General features: G+C 70.3%; 19 protein-coding genes. 15 read left to right on the forward strand and 4 right to left on the reverse strand.

What is annotated here, in order from left to right:
- Nucleotides 1-2: 2 nt before the first annotated feature.
- The 12 genes from ACIA03_RS06615 to ACIA03_RS06670 all read left to right on the forward strand — a co-directional run bounded on the left by ACIA03_RS06615 (nucleotide 3) and on the right by ACIA03_RS06670 (nucleotide 8,498).
- Nucleotides 3-605 carry a BMC domain-containing protein gene (locus ACIA03_RS06615; protein WP_396980469.1) on the forward strand — a complete coding sequence of 201 codons (603 nt, stop codon included), beginning with the start codon at nucleotides 3-5 and terminating at the stop codon, nucleotides 603-605.
- Nucleotides 602-1,096, forward strand: coding sequence for a hypothetical protein (locus tag ACIA03_RS06620; protein ID WP_396980471.1), 495 nt, complete (start codon nucleotides 602-604; stop codon nucleotides 1,094-1,096). Before ACIA03_RS06615 ends, ACIA03_RS06620 begins: the two co-directional genes overlap by 4 nt.
- The gene (locus ACIA03_RS06625; protein WP_396980473.1) at nucleotides 1,096-1,389 is read left to right on the forward strand and encodes a EutN/CcmL family microcompartment protein; all 294 of its coding nucleotides are present in this window, start codon (nucleotides 1,096-1,098) and stop codon (nucleotides 1,387-1,389) included. The genes ACIA03_RS06620 and ACIA03_RS06625 overlap by 1 nt, the downstream gene beginning before the upstream one ends.
- 79 nt (nucleotides 1,390-1,468) lie before the next feature.
- On the forward strand, nucleotides 1,469-1,750 hold the full coding sequence (locus tag ACIA03_RS06630; RefSeq protein WP_396980475.1) for a BMC domain-containing protein: 282 nt from the start codon (nucleotides 1,469-1,471) through the stop codon (nucleotides 1,748-1,750).
- A gap of 33 nt (nucleotides 1,751-1,783) precedes the next feature.
- Complete coding sequence (locus ACIA03_RS06635; RefSeq protein WP_396980477.1) at nucleotides 1,784-2,434, forward strand: microcompartment protein; 651 nt, start codon at nucleotides 1,784-1,786, stop codon at nucleotides 2,432-2,434.
- Nucleotides 2,434-3,432 carry a phosphotransferase enzyme family protein gene (locus tag ACIA03_RS06640; protein ID WP_396980479.1) on the forward strand — a complete coding sequence of 333 codons (999 nt, stop codon included), beginning with the start codon at nucleotides 2,434-2,436 and terminating at the stop codon, nucleotides 3,430-3,432. Before ACIA03_RS06635 ends, ACIA03_RS06640 begins: the two co-directional genes overlap by 1 nt.
- Before the next feature lie 29 nt (nucleotides 3,433-3,461).
- Nucleotides 3,462-4,232 carry a 3-oxoacyl-ACP reductase FabG gene (gene fabG / locus ACIA03_RS06645; protein ID WP_396980481.1) on the forward strand — a complete coding sequence of 257 codons (771 nt, stop codon included), beginning with the start codon at nucleotides 3,462-3,464 and terminating at the stop codon, nucleotides 4,230-4,232.
- 90 nt (nucleotides 4,233-4,322) lie between these two features.
- A complete protein-coding gene (locus ACIA03_RS06650; protein WP_396980483.1) occupies nucleotides 4,323-5,117 on the forward strand; it encodes a GntR family transcriptional regulator in 795 nt (264 codons plus the stop codon).
- 99 nt (nucleotides 5,118-5,216) lie between these two features.
- Complete coding sequence (locus ACIA03_RS06655; protein ID WP_396980485.1) at nucleotides 5,217-6,047, forward strand: maleylpyruvate isomerase family mycothiol-dependent enzyme; 831 nt, start codon at nucleotides 5,217-5,219, stop codon at nucleotides 6,045-6,047.
- Between the two features lie 10 nt (nucleotides 6,048-6,057).
- Entirely contained in the window at nucleotides 6,058-6,612 is a 555-nt protein-coding gene (locus ACIA03_RS06660) for a TIGR00730 family Rossman fold protein (RefSeq protein WP_396980487.1), read from the forward strand.
- A 67-nt stretch (nucleotides 6,613-6,679) separates the two neighbouring features.
- A complete protein-coding gene (locus ACIA03_RS06665; protein ID WP_396980489.1) occupies nucleotides 6,680-7,678 on the forward strand; it encodes an ATP-binding cassette domain-containing protein in 999 nt (332 codons plus the stop codon).
- Between the two features lies 1 nt (nucleotide 7,679).
- The gene (locus ACIA03_RS06670) at nucleotides 7,680-8,498 is read left to right on the forward strand and encodes an ABC transporter permease (RefSeq protein WP_396980491.1); all 819 of its coding nucleotides are present in this window, start codon (nucleotides 7,680-7,682) and stop codon (nucleotides 8,496-8,498) included.
- On the opposite strand, the gene ACIA03_RS06675 is transcribed toward ACIA03_RS06670, so the two are convergent.
- Complete coding sequence (locus ACIA03_RS06675) at nucleotides 8,495-11,476, reverse strand: BTAD domain-containing putative transcriptional regulator (RefSeq protein WP_396980493.1); 2,982 nt, start codon at nucleotides 11,474-11,476, stop codon at nucleotides 8,495-8,497. The two genes, ACIA03_RS06670 and ACIA03_RS06675, sit on opposite strands and share 4 nt — an antisense overlap.
- A 152-nt stretch (nucleotides 11,477-11,628) precedes the next feature.
- Nucleotides 11,629-12,747: an FAD-dependent monooxygenase gene (locus tag ACIA03_RS06680; RefSeq protein WP_396980495.1), complete on the reverse strand. Its 1,119-nt coding sequence runs from the start codon at nucleotides 12,745-12,747 to the stop codon at nucleotides 11,629-11,631.
- A gap of 147 nt (nucleotides 12,748-12,894) precedes the next feature.
- On the opposite strand from ACIA03_RS06680, the gene ACIA03_RS06685 reads away from it, so the two are divergent.
- The 3 genes from ACIA03_RS06685 to ACIA03_RS06695 all read left to right on the forward strand — a co-directional run bounded on the left by ACIA03_RS06685 (nucleotide 12,895) and on the right by ACIA03_RS06695 (nucleotide 17,109).
- Nucleotides 12,895-13,836 carry a GntR family transcriptional regulator gene (locus tag ACIA03_RS06685; protein ID WP_396980498.1) on the forward strand — a complete coding sequence of 314 codons (942 nt, stop codon included), beginning with the start codon at nucleotides 12,895-12,897 and terminating at the stop codon, nucleotides 13,834-13,836.
- Nucleotides 13,833-14,864, forward strand: a complete 1,032-nt coding sequence (locus ACIA03_RS06690) for a threonine aldolase family protein (RefSeq protein ID WP_396980500.1) — start codon at nucleotides 13,833-13,835, stop codon at nucleotides 14,862-14,864. The genes ACIA03_RS06685 and ACIA03_RS06690 overlap by 4 nt, the downstream gene beginning before the upstream one ends.
- A gap of 61 nt (nucleotides 14,865-14,925) precedes the next feature.
- A complete protein-coding gene (locus tag ACIA03_RS06695; RefSeq protein WP_396980502.1) occupies nucleotides 14,926-17,109 on the forward strand; it encodes an acyltransferase family protein in 2,184 nt (727 codons plus the stop codon).
- 69 nt (nucleotides 17,110-17,178) lie between these two features.
- On the opposite strand, the gene pheT is transcribed toward ACIA03_RS06695, so the two are convergent.
- Nucleotides 17,179-19,674, reverse strand: coding sequence for a phenylalanine--tRNA ligase subunit beta (pheT, locus tag ACIA03_RS06700; RefSeq protein WP_396980504.1), 2,496 nt, complete (start codon nucleotides 19,672-19,674; stop codon nucleotides 17,179-17,181).
- Nucleotides 19,671-20,777, reverse strand: a complete 1,107-nt coding sequence (gene pheS / locus ACIA03_RS06705) for a phenylalanine--tRNA ligase subunit alpha (RefSeq protein ID WP_396980506.1) — start codon at nucleotides 20,775-20,777, stop codon at nucleotides 19,671-19,673. The genes pheT and pheS overlap by 4 nt, the downstream gene beginning before the upstream one ends.
- Nucleotides 20,778-20,802 lie beyond the last annotated feature (25 nt).

The following is a 20,802-nucleotide window of genomic DNA, read 5'->3' on the forward strand; positions in this document are numbered from 1 at the left end:
ACATGGCTGAACTGCGTTCCTTCATCTTCATCGACCGGCTCCAGCCGCAGACGATGTGCTACCTCGGCACCTGGATCAAGGGCACCTTGCCGCGTGCCGACGTCGCCGCACAGATCATCGAGGTGGCCCCTGGCCTCGACATCGAGCCGATCACCGACGTGGCCCTCAAGCACGCCGAGGTGGCCGCCGGCGTCCTGGTGGTCGAGCGGCAGTTCGGCTACCTGGAGTTCCACGGCGAGACCGGCGCGGTGAAGGCCGCCGCCGACGGCGTCCTCGACGAGCTCGGGGCAGACTCCGGCAGCGCGGTGCGGCCGACCATCCTGGCCAGCAAGATCATCAGCTCGGTCGACCGCCAGCACGCGTTCCTGATCAACCGCAACAAGATCGGCTCCATGGTGCTGCCGGGTGAGTCGATGTACGTGCTGGAGGTCCAGCCCGCCTCGTATGCGATCGTGGCGACCAACGAGGCCGAGAAGGCCGCGGACATCAAGGTCGTCGACTACCGGATGATCGGCGCCACCGGCCGGGTCTACCTCGCCGGCAAGGAAGCCGACGTCCGCCAGGCGGCCGAGGCGGCCGAGGACGCGCTTCGAGGTCTCTCATGACCGTTCCCCCGCTCGACCTGCGCGCGCTGCTCGCCGAGACGGTTCGCGAGCTCGTCGCCGAGGCGGTCGGCGACCTGGCCCGCCAGCAGTTCGCCGGCGGGCCGGCGGCGCCAGCACCACCGGTCTCCCCGTCGGTGGCTGCCGCCCCCGTACCGGCAGACGGACGGATCCGAACCGACAGGGTACGGATCACCGACGACTCTGACCTGGACCAGTTCGCCCGGCACCTGCTGGCACTCTTCGAGAACCCGAAGAACCGTCAGGACCTGCGCGCCGGACGCCTCCGGTTCCGGCTAGATCGCGGCAGCACGACCGCGGTGCCGGCGGACCGGCCGGCCACCCGGGTCGACAGTGGTGCCGTCACCGAGAGGCAGGTCAAGGCCGCCGCAGAGGCAGGCCACAGGCTCGTGCTCGGCCGCCGCGCCGTGCTAACTCCCCTGGGGCGCGAGAGGGCTCGCACCCTGGGGGTTCCAATCGAGAAGGAGCCATGATGCAAAGAGCAGTAGTGACCGGCAGCGTCTGGTCGACAAAACGGATCGACGGCCTGCCGAACGGCGCCTTCCTCGAGGTCGAGCTGCACGGCGACGGCGCGAAGATCGTCGCCTTCGACGTCCTCGGCAGCGGCATCGGCGAGCAGGTTCTGGTGGCCCTGGGCTCGGTGGCCGCAACCTGGTTCCCCGGCGCACCGCCGCCGGTAGACGCGCTGATCATCGGCTCGGTCGACGCGATGCCCGCTGAGCCCGCGACCCGCCGCACTCGCCGGACCGCGAAGACGGCCGGCTGACTTACCAGAACGTCCGGCGCCACCGGCCCGGCCGACCCATCCACCGCAGCAGCCGCTGCAGCACAACAAGGAGCAACACATGTCCAGCACCGCCATCGGCATGATCGAGACCAAGGGCTTCGTCGCTGCTCTCGCGGCCGCGGACGCCATGGTGAAGGCCGCGAACGTGACCATCACCGATCGCCAGGAGGTCGGCGACGGCCTGGTCGCGGTCGTCGTGGCCGGCGAGGTCGGCGCGGTCAAGGCCGCCACCGAGGCCGGCGCGGAGACCGCCTCGCAGATCGGCGAACTCGTCAGCGTCTACGTGATCCCGCGGCCACACGCAGAGCTCGGCAACCACTTCGACGTCAGCTCGAAGTAGCACCCGCTTCCGCCTTACGACGAGAGGGGCGCCATGCCCGACGACACCACCAGGCGCACCGAGCTGCGGGTCTACCTCATGGTGGAGGACCTCCAGCAGCAGTTCGCCGCATACCTCGGCACGCCCACCAGGGCACGGGGCTACCCACCCTTCGCCGGCGACCACGCGCTCGTCATCGAGGTGGCGCCGGCGCTGGCGATCGAGCGGGTGATCGACCTGGCGATGCGCGAGATGCCCAGCGTCGAGCCGGGAATCCTCTTCGTCGAGCGGCAGTTCGGCGTCCTCGAGCTGCACGGTGCCTCGCTGGCGGACGTCACCGCCGCCGGCCAGGCGGTGCTCGAGGGCACCGGCAGCTCGGCCGGCGACCAGCTACGCCCGCGGGTGCTCTACCACGACATCATCGAGCAGGTCACTGACCAGCATGCGGTCATCCTCAACCGTAACCGGCAAGGCTCGATGGTGATGCCGGGAGAATCGCTACTCGTGTACGAGATGACGCCCGCCCTCTTCGCCGCGGTCGCCGCGAACGAGGCCGAGCGCGCCGCGCCAGGAATCACCGTGGTCGACGTGCAGATGATCGGCGCCGCCGGACGGCTCTACCTCAGTGGCAGCACCGAGGACGTCGAGGTGGCCCGGGACAGGATCACCAAGGTGCTGGAGTCGATCGAGGGACGGGAGCACTGATGAGTCCCGCTACGGCCGCCACCGCCGCACTCGACACCCGCGTCGCCGAGCAGGCGCTGCCGCGCTACGGCTTCGGGCCGGAGCACACACTGCGGATGATCAACCTGTCGGAGAACGCCACCTTCCTGGTCCATGACGACGACCGGAGCGCAGTCCTCCGCGTGCATCGGGTGGGCTACCACACGCGCGCCGACATCGAGAGCGAGCTGTCCTGGCTCGCCGCGCTGCGCGAGGAGTCCGGCGTTGCGACGTCCAGGGTGCTGCCGAACACAGACGACGAGCTGGTCACCACGGTTGTCGTCGACGGCGTGGAGCGGCACGCGGTCCTCTTCGACGTCGTGCCCGGGACCGAGCCGGACGAGATCGCTCTCGGCACCTCGGACTTCGAGACGCTCGGCACGATCACCGCACAGATGCACCAGCACGCCCGCGGGTGGACACCACCGCCGGGTTTCCACCGGTTCAGCTGGGATTGGGAGCACACCCTCGGTGACACACCGCGCTGGGGACGCTGGCAAGACGGCATCGACGTCGGACCGGTGGAGGAGACGGCGCTCGGCGCAGCGGTGCAGGTCGTGCGTGAGCGGCTCTCGTCATACGGGACAGAACCTGACCGATTCGGTCTCGTGCACGCCGACCTCCGGTTGGCAAACCTTCTGGTCGAAGGCGACCTCGTCACGGTGATCGACTTCGACGACTGCGGCCTCTCGTGGTTCATGTACGACTTCGGCACCGCTGTGTCCTTCATCGAACACGATCCGAGGCTGCCGGACTGGCAGGCCGCGTGGCTGCGCGGCTACCGCTCCGTCACCGACCTGTCGAGCGAACACGAGGCGATGCTCACGACCTTCGTGATGCTGCGCCGGCTGCTCCTGGTCGCATGGATGGGCTCGCACGCGCACTCTCGCGAGTGTCAGGAGCTGGGTCCCGGCTACACCGCCAACTCAGTCGAACTGGCGCGGCGGTACGTTGCGTCGGACGGCGCCTCCATCAGCTGACCAGGTCGCTCAACGAATCGGAGAAATCAATGTTCACATCAATCGCCGGACGCTCCGTCGTCGTCACCGGTGGCAGCAAGGGCATCGGCCGAGGCATCGCCACCGCCTTCGCCCGTGCCGGCGCTCGGGTTGTCGTCACCGGACGAGACAAGGCTTCCCTCGAGACCGCCTGCAACGAAATCGGCGGCGCCACTTCGTACGTCATCGGAGACGTGAGCCTTCGCGAAGACTGCGACCGGATGGCCGCGACCACGATCGAACGGCACGGCGGCATCGACGTCCTCTGCGCCAACGCGGGCATCTTCCCAGCCGCGCGGCTTGACCAGATGACGGCCGCCGATCTCAATCGGGTGATCGCGACGAATCTCAACGGCACAGTGTTCGCGGTCCAGGCCTGCCTGGACGCGCTGACCACCACCGGGCGCGGGCGCGTCGTGGTGACCTCGTCGATCACCGGCCCACACACCGGCTACCCAGGCTGGTCCCACTACGGCGCCAGCAAGGCGGCCCAACTCGGCTTCGTCCGCACGGCGGCCCTCGAGCTCGCGCCGCGCGGCATCACCATCAATGCCGTACTGCCGGGCAACATCGCTACCGAGGGACTCGACGGGCTCGGGGAGGACTACCTCGACGCGATGACCGCCAGCATCCCGCAGAGGCGGCTCGGTGCAGTCACCGACATCGGCAACGCCGCCCTCTTCTTCGCGACCGAGGAGGCCTCCTACATCACGGGGCAGACGCTCGTCGTCGACGGCGGGCAGGTGTTACCGGAGTCGCTGCAGGCCCTGGCGGAGATCTGAATCCGATGCAGTACACAAGGTAGATTGTCTGGTCGGACCATTCGTCGGATCGGACAGACCGACGCGGACGGTAATGAGAGGAACGGAGCCATGGCCACCGAGCACGCCGTCGCAGAGAGCCTTCGCCGCCGGATGCTGACGGAGCTCAGTGCCGGCACCCTGCCGCCGGGCGCACGCCTGGGCAGCGAGCGCGAGCTTGCCGACCATTACGGCGTGAGCCGGTCCACGCTGCGACAGGTTCTCGCGGCACTCGAGGAGGCCGGACTGGTTCGCCGCGTGGCGGGCCGCGGCGGCGGCACGTTCGTAAATCACGCCAAGGTCGAGCACGACCTGACCAAGGTGGTCGGCGTGCCGGCCTACCTCGCAAGACAGGGGTATTCCGCCGGCACGCGCGTGGTCGCCACCAGGATGGGCGTCGCGGATGTCCCGACCCGTCGCGCCCTCCAGCTCGGCGAGGGCGACCTCGTGGTCGACGTTCGACGCCTGCGGCTCGCCGACGGCACGCCGTTCTCGCTGGACCACGCGCGGTTTCCGGCCGATCGCTTCCCGGGCCTGCTCGAACAGTCTCTCGGCGGATCGCTCTACGAGCTCATCGAGAAGCATTACGGCGTACGAATTGCGGACGCCGAAGAGATCGTCGAGGTCGTGCACGCAACTGACGAGGAGGCCGCTCTGCTGGCAGTTGCTGTCGGTGACGCGTTGGTGTCGATCACGCGGACGACCTACGACACCACAGGCACAGCAATCGAGTTCTCGCACGACCTGTTCCGCTCCGACCGCATCCGGATCACGGTCCGCACGCCAGGCCGCGGGCTGCGCGGAGCCTCCGAGCACAGCGACGCCTCGCACTTCGCGACCATCTCCTCCGTACCCGTGACTGGTTGACCGATCTGGCACAACGACCGCGTCAGAGCCCCGGTCCTAGGGACCCTGACCCCATAAACCCCAGATCGGCCGTTGCATCAATCCTCTAGTGTTCGCTCCATGACAACCCGCCTCGCACCCACCGCCTACCTCGACCACATCCGGTCGGAGTCGGCGCGCTTCCGTGCCGTACTCGCGGACACGGACCCCACCGCCCCGGTCCCGAGCGCTCCGGAGTGGACCGCCGCCGACCTGCTGTGGCACGTCGCCGCCGAGGTGCAGCACTTCTGGACGTACGTCCTGGAGAGCCGGCCGGCGGAGCCGACCGAGGATACCTATGCAGGTCCGGAGCGCCCCGAGGACGCGACCTACCAGGAGCGGCTCGCCCACTTCGACGAGCTCAGCGACCGGTTCATCAAGACGCTCGAGCAGACCGCGCCCGAGGAGCCGACCTGGTCCTGGTCGAACGACCGGACCGCCGGGTTCACCTATCGGCGACAGGCCCACGAGATCCTCATCCACCGTCTCGACGCCGAGCTCACCGCGGGCACCGTGACGCCCCTCGACCCCGCGCTCGCCGCGGACGGGATCGACGAGCTCCTCGACGTGTTCTACGGCGGCAAGCCCGACTGGGCCAGCTTCGCGGGTGGCGACCACTACGTGCGCGTCGACGCGATCGACACCGACACCCAGACGTGGGTCCAGCTCGGCCTCGTCTCCGGCACCCGGCCCAACGGCGACCGCCTCGAGGACGAGCCCGACCTCAGCGTCGTCGCCCACGAGGATGTCCCGGCCGGCATCGAGCCCGACGTCGTCATCGAGGGCACCGCCGGTGACCTCGACGCCTGGCTCTGGCGCCGGCGCGACGACGCCGGTATCAGGGTGACCGGCGAGAAGGACATCTACGACCGCTTCCGCGCGTTGACGAACCAGCCGATCACCGACGACTAATCTTCGCCGCATGATCAAGCACCTGGCGGTCTTTCTCGGTTCCCGCGACGGCAACGACCCGGCCTTCGGGGAGTTGGCCTACGAGGTCGGCAAGGGGCTCGCCGAGCGCGAGATCGAGCTGGTCTACGGAGCGGGCGGCGGAGGCCTGATGGGCCAGATATCCCAGGGCGCCATCGACGGCGACGGCAAGGTCTTCGGCGTGATCCCGCGGTTCATGGTCGACCGTGAGTGGGGTCGCGTCGAAGGCGCGCCGGGGATGCAGACGGTCGTGGTCGAAACGATGCACGAGCGCAAGGCCATGATGGCCGAGCGCGCCGAGGCGTTCCTCGCCCTTCCCGGCGGGATCGGCACGCTCGAGGAGCTCTTCGAGGTATGGACCTGGCAGACCCTGTCGCTGCACGGCAAGCCGGTGGGCCTGCTCAACGTCAACGGCTTCTGGGACCCGCTCGTGGAGATGATGGAGCGCATCGCCGCCGCGGGGTTCCTGCACGGCTCCCCCGCCGAGACGCTGGTGGTCGGCGACGACCTCGACGACGTCCTCTCCCGCCTCGACGCGGCCCGCTGAAACCGGCCGAGGAGTCGTGAAACCACGGTGAAGGCGCGCTGAAACCGGGGCGCCTCACTGTGGGAGCATGACAACCAACACCGAACTGGCCGTATCGGCCTCAGGTCTGGTCAAGACCTTCGGCGACTTCACCGCGGTCGACGGGATCGACCTCGAGATCCGCCGCGGCGAGGTCTTCGGCGTGCTGGGCCCCAACGGCGCCGGCAAGACCACGACCCTCAAGATGCTCGCGACCCTGCTCCCGATCGACGCCGGCAAGGCGGAGATCTTCGGGGTCGACGTCAAGGCGCACCCCCACCAGGTGCGTCAGCTCGTCGGCGTGACGGGGCAGTACGCCTCCGTCGACGAGAACCTCACCGCCACCGAGAACCTGGTCCTCTTCGGCCGCCTGCTGGGCATGTCCGGCAAGGCTGCCCGGGCCGCCTCGGAGGAGCTGCTGGAGTCCTTCGGGCTGCAAGAGGCGGCCAAGCGGCAGATCTCGAAGTTCTCCGGCGGCATGCGCCGGCGTCTCGACCTCGCCGCCTCGCTCCTCTCCCGCCCGCCGCTGATCTTCCTCGACGAGCCGACCACCGGCCTGGACCCGCGCACCCGGGGCCAGATGTGGGACACCATCCGTACGCTGGTGGCCGGCGGCTCCACCGTCCTGCTGACCACGCAGTACCTCGACGAGGCCGACCAGCTCGCCGACCGGATCGCGGTCATCGACCGCGGCGTCAAGGTCGCCGAGGGCACCTCGGAGGAGCTCAAGACCTCCGTCGGCAACTCCACCCTGCACCTGCGCCTGAGCGACAAGACGCAGGTCGCCACCGCCGCGGCCGTGGTCGAGAAGGTCACCGGCGAGCATCCGGTCCTCACCCCCGAGGCGGGCGGCGTCAACGTACCGCTGGCCGATGCCGACCGGGCCGCCGACGTGCTCATCGGCCTTCGCCACGCCGACATCTCGATCACCACCGCCAACGTGCAGCAGCCGACCCTGGACGAGGTCTTCCTCGCCCTGACCGGCCACGGCACCGAGACCTCGCAAGACCCCGACCACACCGACATCCACACCGAGGAGGTGGCCTGAGATGGCTGCACTGATCTCCACGTACGCCGTCGCCGACCGCCCGCTCAAGACCCACCCCGGCGTCGGCGAGACGATCTCCCAGACCCTCACCATGGCCCGGCGCGCACTGATCAAGATGATGCGCAACCCCGAGCAGTTCTTCGACGTGACGATCCAGCCGCTGCTGTTCACCGCGATGTTCGCCTACATCTTCGGCGGCGCGATCTCCGGTGACGTGAGGACCTACCTGCCGACCATCATCACCGGCATCCTCGCCCAGACCGCGCTGACCGCCTCGATGGCTCGCGGCACCCAGCTGCGCGAGGACATGGACAAGGGCGTCTTCGACCGGTTCAAGGCGCTCCCGATCGCCCGGATCGCGCCACTGGCCGGACCGGCCGTCGCGGACCTGCTCCGCTACGGGATCGCGGCGACGCTGACGATCCTGGTCGGCCTGCTGATGGGCTACCGGCCCGGTGGTGGCGTCGGCGGTGTGATCGCCGGCTGGGCGCTGACCATCTTCGCCGGCTGGTCGCTGAGCTGGATCTTCACCTGGCTCGGCACGGTCCTGAAGACCGCCGGTGGGGTGCAGGGCCTGGGCATGATGATCATGTTCCCGCTGACCTTCCTCTCCCCCGCGTTCGTACCGAAGGAGACCATGCCGAACTGGCTGCAGCACTTCGTCGACGTCAACCCGGTCACGCTGGTCATCAACGCCACCCGCGACCTGATGAACGCCGGCGACCTCACCCTGAGTGTCGTGTGGGCGCTCGCCGGCTGCGCCGTCGTCGTCGCGATCTTCGCGCCGATCTCGGTGTGGAGCTACAGCAAGAAGCTCTAGACCGGAGCCAAACGCGCGACCACGCCGCGGGCCTCGTCCACCAGGGCGAGCCCGCGGCGTTCGCCGTACTCCTCCGAGACCCGTTCGAGTACGCCCGGCGCGAGCCGGGCCGCGTCGGCGACGGCCGACTCCCAGCGCATGTCGAGGAACGAGCGGGAGTAGCCGAACCGATCCGCCAGCACCAGCAGCCGCACCGACTCCTCGCGCGGGACCGCGTCGCGCCGCAGACCCCACAGCCCGAGGGCGAACAGCACCATCCCGGTGACGGGATAGTCCTGAGACCTGCGCTCCTCGGAGAGCAGACGCGGTGCCTTGTCCATCAGGGCATCGAAGAGATCGGCGCCGTCGGCGCCGTCCCCATGCCGAGCGCAGGTGACCACGGTGACCGCTTCGGCGGCGACGCGCCACGGCACCAGATCGGGGTCGTCGGTGAACCCGGGGAACGGCATCTCGCCCATCGTCGCCACGACCTCACGGAACAGCGCCAGGCCCTCGCCGACCCGCCCCTGGGCGAGGAAGAGCTGGGCCCGGGCGCCGTGGACGGCACCTCGGGAGCCGAAGCCGCCGCGCGGCTGCTTCTCGGAGAGCTCGGCGAGGATCTCGGCGGCCTCCTCGAGGCGGCCCTGCTCGATGGCGTACGTCACCAGGATCGCGTGGGTCTGGACCAGGTCGTCGTCGGCACCGAGGCGGCGCAGGACCGGGACGGCCTCGGCAGCGTGGTGCGCGGCCTCGCCGAGGCGGCCGATCTGGGCGTAGAGGCCGCTGAGCTGGGCATGCAGCATCGCCCGCGGCCAGGGGCCGCCGGCGGTGCCGGTCAGGCGCAGCGCCTCCTTCCCCGCGTCGACCGCGCCCTCGGGATCGCCGAGGTTCTCGCGTTCGTGGCTGAGGAAGGTGTAGGCACGAGCCCGCACCTCCGGGTCGGGGTCGGTGACCAGGTCGGCCAGCTCGTCCCCCAGCGGCCGGGCGGGACCGCTGCGGGCGACGGAACCGGCCATCGCCTGCATGACCCTCAGCATGACCCTGAGCTGTGGGTCCGCTGCCTCGGCGCCGACCCGGGCGAGGATCGTCATCAGCCGCTCGAGACCGGTGCCACCGGTGACGGCGGCACCGAAGAGCAGCAGCGCCAGCACGAGCCGGGTCTTCTCCAGCAACTCCGCAGGCGGCTCCCACTCGGCGAGCAGATCGGCGACCGGCCCGGCGAGCATGATCACCCGCTGGTGCTCGCCCGCGATCGTCCAGAAGACGCCCATCGCGCAGAAGAGCCGGATCACGGACTCGGCCTCGTCGTCGGCCAGGACCTGGCGCAGGATGTCGGCGAGGTTGCTCTCCTCCGCGCGCAGCTCGTCCATGGCGTCGAACTGCTCCGGGGAGTAGACCCGGCCCGCGCTCGCGTCCGCGTAGTCCCGCGCCCACGCGCGCTGCGCCGCCCGGGCCGCGGCGTCCTCACCGGCGTCGATCAGCTGCACCCGGCCGAACTCGCGGACGGTCTCCAGCATCCGGTAGCGGAACCCCAGCGGTGCCTCGACCACCGTCAGCAGCGACTGGTCGACGAGCTCCTCGATCGCGGCGAACGTGTCGGCGCCGAGCATCGCCTCGGCCGCCGCGAGGGTGAACCCGTCATGGAAGACCGAGAGCCAGCGCATCGCCCGCCGCTCGCGGTCGGCCAGGAGGTTCCAGGACCAGTCGATGACCGCGACCAGGGTCTGGTGGCGGTCGGGGGCGTTGCGGTCACCGCCGCGCAGCAGCTCGAAGCGGTTCTCCAGCCGCCGCGCGATGTCGTCGACCGACATCGCCCGCACCTTCACCGCGGCCAGCTCGATCGCCAGCGGCAGGCCGTCGAGCCGGGTGACGATCTCGTCGACCCGTGCCTCGTCGAGGTGGACGCCCGGTCGCGCCGCGACCGCGCGGCGGCGGAACAGCTCACTGCCGTCGTACGTCCCCAGCCGGCCGAGCGGGTAGACCCGCTCCGCCCCGATGGCGAGCGGGCTGCGGGAGGTGGTCAGGACGGTCAGGTCGCGGACCGTCGCCACCAGGAAGGCGACCAGGTCGGCGACGACGGCCACGATGTGCTCGCAGTTGTCGAGCACGAGGAGCGTGGGCGCGCCGTCGAGCTGCTGCGCGATCCGCGAGCGCACGTCGGCCCGCTGCTCGGGCGTGAGCCGGTCACGGTGGGCGACCGAGTCGCGGACGCCGAGCGCCGAGCCGACCTCGCTGACCAGGTCGTCGGGAGCGGTCACCCCGACCAGCTCGACGAAGTGGACGACCGGCTGCTCGGCGCCGTGGGCGATCACCTGGGCGAGGCTGGTCTTCCCCAGCCCACCGGGCCCGAGGATCGTGACCACCCGCGAGCTCTTCAGCAGAGCCGAGACCTCGGCGGTGTCCTGCTCCCGGCCGATCAGCACGTCGGCGTCGTGGCGCAGCCCCGAGCGCACCGGCCGGTCGCGAGCGAGCAGCTCGGTGTGGACCGCCCGCAGCCGCGGGCTCGGGTCGACACCGAGCCCGTCGGCCAGCCCGGACCGGTAGGTCTCGAAGCGCTCCAGCGCCGCCGGCACACCGTGCGCCGCCGCGACCGCCCGCAGCAGCGCCTCGGTGACCTCTTCGTCGGGGTCGATCCGGTCGAGACGTTCGAGCAGCGGGAGCGCGTCGGCATAGCGCTTCTCGGCGGCCAGCCTCAGTGCCTCCGGCCGCAGCGACCAGGCATCGACCTCGCCAGGGCCGAGGCTGAGGCGGTAGCCCCGCGGCGTACGTTCGATCGCGCCGGCCTCGGTGGCCGTCCGGGCTCGGGAGACCACCACCTGGAGCGCCTTGGACGGGTTGGCGGGAACGTCGTCGAGACCCCAGATCTCCTCGACCAGAGCCTCCTCAGAGGCACCCCGCGGACCGGCCTCGACCAGGGCGCGCAGCAGCGCCCGGGTTCGTTCGCCGGCCACCGGCGCCCCCGCCCAGGTCACCTCGTCCAGCACACTCAGCGTCGTCACAGCCGCCATTCTGTCATAGCGATATATCGCGTACGTACGGGATAAATCAGCCTCTCCTCGACGCGCCGCCCGCATGTAACACGTCGTTCGTAGGACTGCTCGCCCCATTAGATAGGGCGAGCAGTCCTACGAACAACGTGTTACCCCGCGTTCTAGCCGACCGCGTCCAGCTCGATCAGGTCCTTGACGGCATCGACGCGGCGCGTCGCCTCGTCCGGGTCGACCGCCTGGCGGTCGATGAGGGCGAGCTCCTGGTTGGCCTCGACGAACGGCCGCATCCGCTTCTCGTAGCTCGCGAAGGCCTCGGCGTGGTCCGCCGCGCGACCCAGCTCGAGGGCGAGCACGTACGCGCCGACGAGCGCGAGGCTCGTGCCCTGGCCCGACAGCGGCGCGGCGCAGTGGGCGGCGTCGCCGAGGAGGACGGTGCGACCGCGGGACCAGGAGTCCATCCGGATCTGGGCCATCGAGTCGAAGTAGAAGTCCTCGGCCGTCCACATCCGCTCGAGGAGCTGGGGCACCTCCCAGCCGAAGCCGGTCACATGCTCGGCGACGAGCCGCTTCTGCGCATCGATGTCGCGGTAGTCGTAGTCGATGGGGTCGGCCGCGAAACCCAGGAAGATCCGCAGCTCCTGGTTGTCGCGCACGGTCATCACGGCACCGCCGTCGCGACCGTTGTTGATCCAGGTCTGCCAGCGGTCCATCCCGAGGAAGTTGTCCTGGCTGAACACCGACAGGTAGGTGCCGAGGTGGTGGATGTAGTCGGCCTCGGGCCCGAAGACGAGGCGGCGGGTGTTGGAGTGGAGACCGTCGGCGCCGACGACGAGGTCGAAGCGGCGGGGGTCGGCGTGCTCGAACTCGACCAGCACACCGTCGGCCTCCTCCCGGATCGCGGTGATCGAGTCGCCGAAGAGATGCTCGACGCCGTCGAGGCGGGCGTGGACGAGGTCGACGAGGTCCTCGCGGAGGATCTCGATGTCCTCGGAGTCGAGCTGGCCCGAGGAGAGCGCGAACTCCTCCGAGCGCATCAGCTCGTTGCCGTCGGCGTCGAGCATGTTCATGCCGAGGGACTCGTTCTTCAACGCCCGGGCCGGCGCTTCGAGCCCCATGCGGCGCAGGACGGTGAGTGCGGCGCCGCGGACGTCGACGGCCTGGCCGCCTCGCCGCAGCGCCGGCGCGCGCTCGACCACGACGGGTGTCAGGCCCTGCTCGCGGAGCCAGAAGGCGAGAGCGGTGCCGGCGATGCTGGAGCCGGAGATGAGGGCGGTGGTCATGGGAGATCCTTCCGATACGCTGTATATCTAGGTTGGGAAAGACCGTAGCGAACTCGCCTCTGACCTGGCAATACACATATTCTTCTGGACTAGCACAGTGCAGTTGAGGCTAGAATCTGTCCTAGCACAGAGATGAAGGAGGCCACCGTGGCCGGCTCGACCGAACCGACGTACGTCCGCATCGCCGCCGAGCTGACCCGGCGCATCGACCAGGCCGAGATCGCGCCCGGGGGCAAGGTGCCCTCGACCCGCCAGATCGCCCAGGAGTTCGGCGTCGCGCTCGCGACCGCGACGAAGGCGCTCGACGTGCTGCGGGCCGGTGGGCTCGTGATCACCCGCCCGCGCTCGGGCACCGTGGTCGCGCCACGCACCGACACCTCACGCGGCTCCGGGGCCAAGGCGCTCACCCGCCGTCAGGTCCTCGCCGAGGCCGTGGCGATCGCCGATGCCGAGGGCATGGACGCGGTCTCGATGCGTGCGGTGGCCGGACGCTGCGGCGTCGCCCCGATGTCGCTGTACCGCTTCGTCGAGGGCAAGGACGAGCTGGTCGCGGCGATGGCCGACTCGGTCTATGCGGCCTCCCCGTTCGCCCTCGATCCCGACGCCCCGTGGCGCGAGCGTGCCGAGTCGCTCGGCCGCGAGCTGTGGCGGCTCCATCGCGACCACCCGTGGCTGGGCCGCACCCAGCCGCTGACCCGCCCGATGCTGCTCCCCAACCTGCTCCGCTTCGGCGACCGCCTCCTCGGCGCGCTCGAGGGCCTCGGGCTGCCCCCGAAGACCCAGTTCGACATGCACGTGCTGCTCTACAACCACGTCGCCGGGCTGGCCGCGAACATCGAGCGTGAGGACGAGGCGATGTCCCTGACCGGGGTCTCGGCCGAGGAGTGGACCGACCGCCAGTACGTCCCCCACTTCAGCGACGACGTCTTCCGCGACCGCTTCCCGCACGTCGCCCGCCTCTTCGGCCCGACCTCCCTGCTCGCCGACGGCTACGACATGGACATCGACGAGCTCTTCGAGCTCGGCTTCGGCCTCCTGCTCGACGGCATCGAGGCGTACGCCCAGCGGCAGGCCAGAATGGGTCCGTGACCGTCGAACTGCGCTCAGACAACGCCGCCGCCGTCTCCCCCGCGATCCTGGAGGCGATGGCCGCCGTCAACTCCGGCTCCGCGCTCGCCTATGGAGGTGACGAGGTCACCGCTGCGCTCGAGAAGCGGGTCCGAGAGGTCTTCGAGCACCCGACGGCGCGCGTCTTCCCGGTGCTCAGCGGCACCGCCGCCAACGCGCTCTCGCTCTCTGCGATGACCCCGCCCTGGGGCTCGGTGGTGTGCCACCAGACCGCGCACATCCTGGGCAGCGAGGGCGGCGCCACCTCCTTCCTCAGCGGCGGCGCGGTGATGACCGGCATCGCCGGCGAGGACTACAAGATGGCGCCCGAGGCGCTGCAGACCCACCTGGACGGCGTACGTTGGGGCGACCCGCACCAGTCCCAGCCGGCCGTCCTCTCGCTGACCTCACCGTCCGACTACGGCACGGTCTACTCGCCTCGGGAGATCACCGACCTCACCGCCATCGCGAAGACCCGCGACCTGCGGGTGCACCTGGACGGCGCCCGCTTCGCGAACGCCGTCGTGGCCACCGGCGCCACCCCGGCCGACCTCAGCTGGCGGGCCGGCGTCGACGTACTCTCCCTGGGTGCGACCAAGAACGGCGCCCTCTCGGCCGAGGCGATCGTGTGCTTCACCGACGCCCCCGCCGACGAGCTCGTCTACCGCACCAAGCGCAGCGGGCACGTCACCTCGAAGATGCGCTACCAGTCGGCCCAGCTGCTCGCCTACCTGACCGATGACCTCTGGCTCCGCAACGCCCGCAACGCCAACGAGCGGATGGCCGAGCTCGCCGCCGGCCTCCGGACGGCAGGGGTACGCATCACCAACTCGGTCGACGCCAACCTCGCCTGGGTCGCCCTCCCCGAGGAGACGGCCGACCACCTGGAGGCCGCCGGGGTGCTCTTCCACCGCCTCGACGGCCAGGTCCGGTTCGTGACGTCGTGGCAGACCACGACCGACGAGATCCGGACCGTCCTGCGCCTCCTCGGCGCCGCCGGCCAGGGCTGAGACGCGGCCCACAGTCGAAATCTGGGATACACGGGGGTGAACTCGGTAGCCTCGTCCGCCTATGTCTCATGACCTCCAGGTCCCCCTTCCGACCCACGGCGCGACCGATTCGAAACCCCCGGCGAAACAGCTGCGTGGCGACGTCCAGGGATTGCGCGCCGTCGCGATCCTGACCGTCCTGGCCGCCCACGCAGGCGTCTCCTGGTTCGCCGGCGGCTTCGTCGGCGTCGACGTCTTCTTCGTGATCTCCGGCTTTCTCATCACCCAGCAGCTCGTCGGTGAGCTCGGCCGCACCGGCCGGATATCCCTGCGGCGGTTCTACGCGCGCCGGGCCCGGCGCATCCTCCCGGCCGCCACCCTCACCCTCGCGGCCACCGTGGTCGCCGCGGTCCTCCTGCTGGGGCCGGCCCAGGTCGCCCCGCTCGCCGTCGACGCGGTCTGGGCCTCGGCGTTCGCCGCCAACATCCGCATGACCATCTCCGGGACCGACTACTTCCAGGCCGAGCTGCCGCCCTCACCGGTCCAGCACTTCTGGTCCCTGGCCGTCGAGGAGCAGTTCTATCTGGTGTGGCCGCTCGTCGCGCTGATCTGCATCGTCCTGGCGGGCAGGGTCGGCGCGTCCCGAGGCGGCGAACAGGGCTCCGCCCGTGCGCGCCGTCTTCTGCTCGCCGCGATCGCTCTCATCACCGTCGCGAGCCTGGCCTGGTCGGTCGTCCACACCCCCGGGGAGGCCACCGCGGCCTACTTCTCCTCGCTCACCCGTGCCTGGGAGCTCGGGATCGGCGCGGCGCTGGCGATCCTGGTCACCAGCGGCCGGGTGATGCAGCGCCTCGCTGGCGCTCGCTGGGCCCGCGAGGTGCTCGTCCTGGCCGGGCTCGCCGCGATCGTGCTCGCCTGCCTGACCTACGACGAGTCCACCCCGTTCCCCGGCTACCACGCCGCCCTCCCGGTGCTCGGCTCGGCGGCCGTCATCCTCGCCGGCGCCGTGCGGTCGGGAGCCGCGACGTTCGGTGCCCGCCTGCTGTCGGTTCCGCCGATGCGGGCGATCGGTGGCTGGTCCTTCTCGCTCTACCTGTGGCACTGGCCGCTCCTGGTGGTGCCCGAGATCGCCCTCCAGCGTGAGCTCACCTGGCCCGAACGCGGAGCGGCCGTCGCGGGCGCGTTCGTCCTGGCGTACGTGTCCTTCCGGCTTGTCGAGGCGCCGTTCCGCGAAGGGGCCCTCTGGCGGCCGACCCGGCGTGCGCTGACCTTCTACCCGGTCAGCATCGCGCTCGTGGCGGCCATCGCGTTCGGCGGCACCGCCTACGCCGACTTCGAGGCCACCCGCGGCTCCTACCAGCCGGCGGTGACCCTCGCCGACGTGCCCGCGGCCGACCCGTCGCTGGACAGGCAGGAGGCGCTGGTGCGGGCGTCGGTGCTCGCAGCGCGCGACAACACGCCGATCCCGACCGAGCTGCGTCCGCCGCTCACCGACCTCGACTCGCTCAAGCCACACCGGACCCGGTGCGACTACACCGACGACACCGAGCGCGACCTGTGCGTCGACGGCGACCCCGATGGCGACCGGACGATGGTGGTCTTCGGCAACTCCCACGCCCTGCACTGGGTGCCGACGCTGAACCGGGTCGCGAAGAAGCACGGCTTCCGGGTCTACTTCCTGGTCAAGAACCGCTGCGTCTCCGCCTCGATCACCACCGACCGCGGCGAGGAGAAGGACCCCTACACCGAGTGCGACGACTTCAACCGCTGGGCCTTCAAACAGTTCAAGCGCCTCGACCCCGACCTGACCGTCGTCTCCACCGCGCCACCCATCCAGGGCGTGTTCGACGAGGACGGCACCTGGGTCGGCGACACCCGCCGGGTCGACGAGCTGATGCGCCCGGCCTACACCCGCTTCCTGCGCAAGGTGGAGAAGCACACCGGGCGTACGGTGCTGATCCGCGACATCCAGGCCTTCGACACCAACGCCGGGACCTGCCTGTCCCGGCCCGGCGCCACGTTGGGCGACTGCCTGATGGACGCCGACGAGGAGCGGGAGAAGTCGATCGACGTGCAGGTCCGGGCAGCCGAGAAGGTCGGTGTCGACGTCGTCGACATGAGCTCCTACTTCTGCTGGGACGGCTCCTGCCCCGCTGTCGTCGGCGACACGATCACCCACTACGACGACACGCACATGTCGCACCAGTACGCACCCCGGCTCGCCAGGCCGCTGGCCCGCAGGATGGGTCTCGGCGACCGCGGATAGGCGCCGTACGCAACCGAGGAGGGCCGCTCGCGACGACGCGCGAGCGGCCCTCCTCGGTTCAGACGATCCTCAGCGCTGGACGGCGCCGGTGAGCTCGGCCGCCCTGGCGACCGCCGCGCCGCGTGCGGCCGCGGTCTCCTCGGCCGTCAAGGTGCGGTCGGGAGCGCGGAAGCGCAGCGCGAAGGCGAGCGACTTCTTGCCCTCGCCGACCTGGTCGCCCTCGTAGACGTCGAAGAGCCGCACGGTCTCCAGCAGCTCGCCGGCGCCCTCACGCAGCGCCGCCTCGACGGCCGCGACGGTGACATCGACAGACACGGTCAGCGCGACGTCCTCCTTCGCGACCGGCATGGTCGAGAAGACCGGGCCGGCAACGGTGGCGGGCACCTTCGAGATCAGGAAGTCGAGGTCGATCTCGACCGCCGCCGAGCGGGCCGGCAGCCCGAACGCCTTGCACACGTTGGGGTGCAGCTCCCCAGCGTGGCCGAACTCGACCCCATCGACCGAGACGACCGCGCAGCGACCCGGGTGCCACGGCGCCCGCGAGGCCGAGGCGACCTCGACCGGAACCCCGAGCTCGGCGCCCAGGCGGCGTACGACGTCGATGGCGTCGGCCCACGAGGCGGCCTCGGCGGAGCCCCACCAGCCACCCCGCGTACGCTCCCCGGCGAGCACGACGCCGAGGTGCAGCGGCTGCCGCGGGATCGCGGCGAGGAGCTTGTCGAGCTCCTCGGCGGTCGGGCGACGGTCGACGCCGTAGATCGGCGCGGCCTGGTCCACCGGGAAGGCGACCGTCGCGGTCTCGAAGAGGGAGACCCCGTCCTGACCTCGGGAGATGTTGCGGGCGGCGACCTTCAGCAACCCGGGGAGAAGGGTCGTCGTGTAGCCCGGCTCCTCGCTGCTGAGCGGGTTGGCCAGCTTCACGGTGTGCCGCAGCACGTCGTCGGCGGGCAGCCCGAGGCGATCGAAGTCGGCCTCGCCCACGAACGGGAAGTCGACGACCTCCACCAGCCCGGCACCGGCGAGCGCACGGCCGATGCGGCGGCGCAGCTGCTGGGCGCGGGTCAGACCGCGACCGGTTGCCCGCCGCGGCAGCACCGAGGGGACCTGGTCGTAGCCGACGATCCTGGCGACCTCCTCGACCAGGTCGTAGGGGTCGTTGAGGTCGGTGCGGTAGGTCGGGACGGTCACGGTGAGCATGTCACCCTCGACCTGCACCTGGGCTCCGATCAGTTCCAAGCACTTGACCACGGTGTCTTCGCCGAGGTCGATGCCGATGATCCTCGCCGGCAGCGACGTCGGGATGGTGATCGTCGTGAGCGGCTTGCGCGTCTCGGGCGAGGCACCCGGACCGACCTCGGTCACGCCCGGCTCGGCAACGCCCCCGCCGTACTCCACCAGAAGCTCCACGACGCGGTCGGCAGCGATCGGCGGCAGCAGCGGGTCGACGCCTCGTTCGTTGCGCTTTCCGGCCTCACTGGTGAGCTTGTGCCGGCGGCCGGTGCGGAACATCGAGCGCGGATCCCAGTGGGCGACCTCGACGAGCAGGTCGGTGGTGGTCTCGGAGATCTCCGTCGAGGCGCCACCCATCACGCCACCCATCCCGATCGGACCGGTGTCGTCGCAGACGACGAGGTCCTCGGGATCGAGCTCGCGCACGGTGTCGTCGAGGGTGGTGAGCTTCTCTCCCTCGTGCGCCCGGCGGACCACGATCGGACCGGTCAGCTTGGCCCGGTCGTAGGCATGGATCGGGTGACCGAGCTCGAACATCACGTAGTTGGTGATGTCCACGCCCAGCGAGATGGAGCGTACGCCGACCTGCTCGAGGCGCTTCTTGATGAACTCGGGCGTCGGAGCGGTCGGGTCGAACCCGGTCACCGTGCGAGCGACGAAGTAGTCGCAGCCGGTCTCGTCCTCGATCCTCACCGGGTAACCATCGGCGTTGGCGAGCGGAACATCCCGCTGCGCCGGGTCGTGGAACGGTACGTCGAAGCCCAGCGCCGTGTCCCGCGCGATGCCGCGCATCGAGAGCGCGTAGGCACGGTCCGGGTTGATCTCGAACTCGATGACCTCCTCACCGAGCCCGAGCACCTCGCGGGCGTCGGTCCCGGGCGCGGGGGCGTCGGCGGGCAGGACGATGATGCCGTCGGCCTCCTCCCCCAGGCCGAGCTCGCGGGCGGAACAGATCATTCCGGCGCTCAGGTGGCCGTAGGTCTTGCGGGCCGAGATCTGGAAGTTGCCGGGCAGCACGCCACCGGGCAGGATCACGACGACCTTGTCACCGGGGACGAAGTTGTGCGCACCGCAGACGATGCCCTGCGGCTCGCCGGTGCCGTTGGCGTCACCGACGTCCACGGTGCACCAGTTGATCGTCTTGCCGTTCTTCTGCGGCTCCTTCTCGGCGGTGAGCACCTGGCCCACGACGAGCGGGCCCTCGATGCCGGCGCCGGAGGTCTCGATCGCCTCCAGCTTGAGGCCGAGCGCGGTCAGCCGGTCGGTGATCTCCTCGACCCCGAGACCCTCGGGCAGCGAAACGTACTCCTTGATCCAGGAGAGGGGGGCCTTCACAGTTCACTCCCGAATGCAGTAGTAAGCCGGACGTCACCCTCGAACAGGGTGCGCAGGTCGGAGAGGCCGGTGCGGAACATCAGGGTGCGGTCGATGCCCATCCCGAACGCGAAGCCGCTGTACTTCTCCGGGTCGACGCCGCACGCGACCAGCACGCGCGGGTTCACGATCCCGCAGCCGCCCCACTCGATCCAGCCCTCGCCCTTGCAGGTGCGACAAGTCACGCCGTCGATCACCTGGGCGCCACGGCAGACGAAGCAGGTCAGGTCGACCTCGGCCGAGGGCTCGGTGAAGGGGAAGTAGGACGGGCGGAACCGGGTCACGATGCCCTCGCCGAACATCTGGGTGGCGAAGTGGTCCAGGGTGCCCTTCAGGTTCGCCATCGAGATGCCCTCGTCGATGGCCAGCCCCTCGACCTGGTGGAACATCGGCGAATGGGTCGCGTCGTACTCGTCGGTGCGGAAGACCCGTCCCGGGCACACCACGTAGATCGGCGCCTCGCGGGTGAGCATCGTGCGCGCCTGGACCGGGCTGGTGTGGGTCCGGAGGACCACGTGGTTCTCGGCCGGCTCGGTCCAGAAGGTGTCCTGCATGGTGCGAGCAGGGTGGTCCGGGCCCAGGTTGAGGGCGTCGAAGTTGAGCCACTCGGCCTCGATGAGCGGACCCTCGGCGACCTCCCAGCCCATCGCCACGAAGATGTCGGCGATGTATTCGGCGCCGGTGGTGAGCGGGTGCCGCCCGCCTGCCGGGACCCGGTCGGTCGGGAGCGTCACGTCGACGGTCTCCTCGACCAGCATCCGGGCCTCGTGCTCGGCCTCGAGCACCTTCTGCCGCGCCGCGAGCGCCTGGTTGACCGCACCGCGCGCCTTGCCCACGCGCTGGCCGGCCTCCTTGCGCGCGGCCGGAGGCAGGGCGCCGATCTCGCGGTTGGCCAGAGCCAGCGGCGAACGGTCGCCGGCGTGGTCGAGCCGTGTCTGCTTGAGCTCCTCGAGACTGCTCGCGGCGTCGATCGCCGCCAGCGCTGCATCGCGCGCGGCCTCGACCTCCTCAGCCTTCAAGGGGGTGACCTCTACCGGGTCATAGTCGGTGTTGGGACCGGACATCACTGGCTTTCGTCGTCTGATGACT

It is taken from the genome of Nocardioides sp. NPDC051685 (assembly GCF_044453405.1).
GTDB lineage: Bacteria > Actinomycetota > Actinomycetes > Propionibacteriales > Nocardioidaceae > Nocardioides.